The sequence below is a fragment of the Chromohalobacter sp. 48-RD10 genome (assembly GCF_029889785.1).
GTDB lineage: Bacteria > Pseudomonadota > Gammaproteobacteria > Pseudomonadales > Halomonadaceae > Chromohalobacter.
On sequence record NZ_JARANX010000104.1, the window covers coordinates 1 to 1,984 of the forward strand.

The 1,984-nt window shown below is 49.7% G+C and carries 3 protein-coding genes; all 3 read left to right on the forward strand.

Annotated elements, in window-relative coordinates; translation table 11 throughout:
• Nucleotides 1–270, forward strand: a 270-nt coding sequence (locus tag OP496_RS17415) for an SLC13 family permease (protein WP_280565135.1), incomplete at its 5' end; no start/stop codon positions are given.
• Nucleotides 267–1,613 carry an oligosaccharide flippase family protein gene (locus OP496_RS17420; RefSeq protein WP_280565138.1) on the forward strand — a complete coding sequence of 449 codons (1,347 nt, stop codon included), beginning with the start codon at nucleotides 267–269 and terminating at the stop codon, nucleotides 1,611–1,613. The genes OP496_RS17415 and OP496_RS17420, both read left to right, overlap by 4 nt.
• Nucleotides 1,614–1,678: 65 nt before the next feature.
• The coding region (locus OP496_RS17425; protein WP_280565141.1) for a phosphoadenosine phosphosulfate reductase family protein at nucleotides 1,679–1,984 on the forward strand (306 nt) is incomplete at its 3' end.

Below are 1,984 nucleotides of genomic sequence, written 5' to 3' on the forward strand. Positions count from 1 at the left end.
ATCACTAATAACGCCGCCGCCGTGTTGATGTTCCCGGTGGCCGCCGCCGTGGCCGAGCAACTGGGCGTGAGCATCATGCCCTTCGCCATCGGCATCATGTTCGCCGCCTCAGCCAGCTTCATGACCCCGCTGGGCTATCAGACCAACCTCATGGTCCTCGGTCCCGGTGGTTATCGTTTCGTGGATTACCTGCGTCTGGGCGCGCCCATGAGCCTGTTGACCGGTGTCATCGTCATCGGGCTCGTGCCCTTAGTTTGGGGCTTTCCATGAATATCAAGCAGCGGCTGACTAGCGAAATGGGGCTTGCCCTCATTCGTACATTTATAGCACGTGGTATTGCAGCACTCGGTGGGATTTTTCTGGGGGTGGTACTGGGGCGCCTCTATGGCCCGGAAGGCGTCGGTGTATTTGCGCTAGCACAAAGTGTGTTACTTGGTGCTGGGATACTGGCTCGCTATGGGCTAAATAATACACTTATGCGCTATGTGGGGCGTGATTATGAGTCTCCCTATGTAGGGACCTATCTTAAGTGGGCATGTCACAAAGCTGGGGTGCTGAGTCTTGTAGCAGCTTTTTCTGTTTTTTACATGCACAAAGAAATCGCTTGGGCCTTTAATACACCTAAGCTTTCCTCTGTTCTTGTAGGGGTGGCTGTTGCAATTCCTGCTTTTACACTGAGCTTTGTGCTGTCAGGCTTTATGAAGGGAGTCCGCAAACCCGCGACCGCAAATCTCTTGGAAAATGGAGCCGTCTCGCTTGTTGCTGCTTGCGGTATTTTATTATGGCATTGGTTGTTAAATGGGAGTCAGATAGCTGCCGCAGGGTGGGGGCTTGCCATTGCTGCATGGTTAGTGTTTGGGCAAGGAGTATGCCAAGCCTGGCGTTGGTTGAACGCTCATCTACACTTCCGCGATAGGAGACAGCAATCCGAACACGAAATCGTACATTCAACTGAGTTTAGCCGGACATCCAGGGCTTTTTTGGTTATGAGTTTAGCCCAGTTCATGCAGCAAGTAGTTTGTGTATTAATAGCGGGTGCTATGCTTAGTAATTCAGATCTTGGCTTGTTCAAGTCAGCGGAGCGAATGGCACTACTGATCAGCTTTATTCTTATGGTTATTAATGCTGTATTTCCGCCGCGCTTTGCCAGCCTTTACCATCGTGGTGATATCCAAGGGTTATCTCGTCTGGCACGCCAAGGGGCTTTGCTTGGTGTTTTGATGGCAGCACCGTTATTACTCGTATGTCTTATATTCCCTGCATGGGTTTTGGGGTGGTTTGGTCAAGGCTTTAGTGAGGCTTCAACATTACTACGTATCATTGCCATTGCCCAGTTAGTCAATGTGGCAACGGGGTCGGTTGGATTTCTGCTTAATATGACAGGTTATGAAAAATTGATGCGCAATATAGCACTGCTATGTAATGTTGTAGGGGTTATGTTGTTTGTTTTATTTATTCTACTGTGGGGGGTGGTAGGAGCAGCAGTTGGACTGGCTAGCATCCTAGTCGTTCAGAATATAGTGATGTTGTTTTTTGTATGGCGTAAGTTAGGTATCTGGACGTTGCCTTTACCCAATTTCATAAAATATTGCCTCTCCCCTAAAGTTTCATGAAATTTTTAGCCTCATAATATATTTTATATGAGCATTATATTCCATACAATTTAAAAGGCTCCTGTATGACCGAAGTTTCTCCCGAACGCCAAACTCATTTGAAGCAGCTTGAGGCGGAGTCGATCCATATCATCCGCGAGGTGGCTGCCGAATTCGCCAACCCGGTGATGTTGTACTCCATCGGTAAGGATTCGTCGGTGATGCTGCATCTGGCGCGCAAGGCATTTTATCCCGGCACGCCGCCGTTCCCGCTGATGCACGTCAACACCACCTGGAAGTTCCGCGAGATGATCGAGTTTCGCGACCGCATGGCGGACGAAGTGGGCATGGAGTTGATCGAGCACATCAATCCGGAAGGCGTCGAGGCGGGC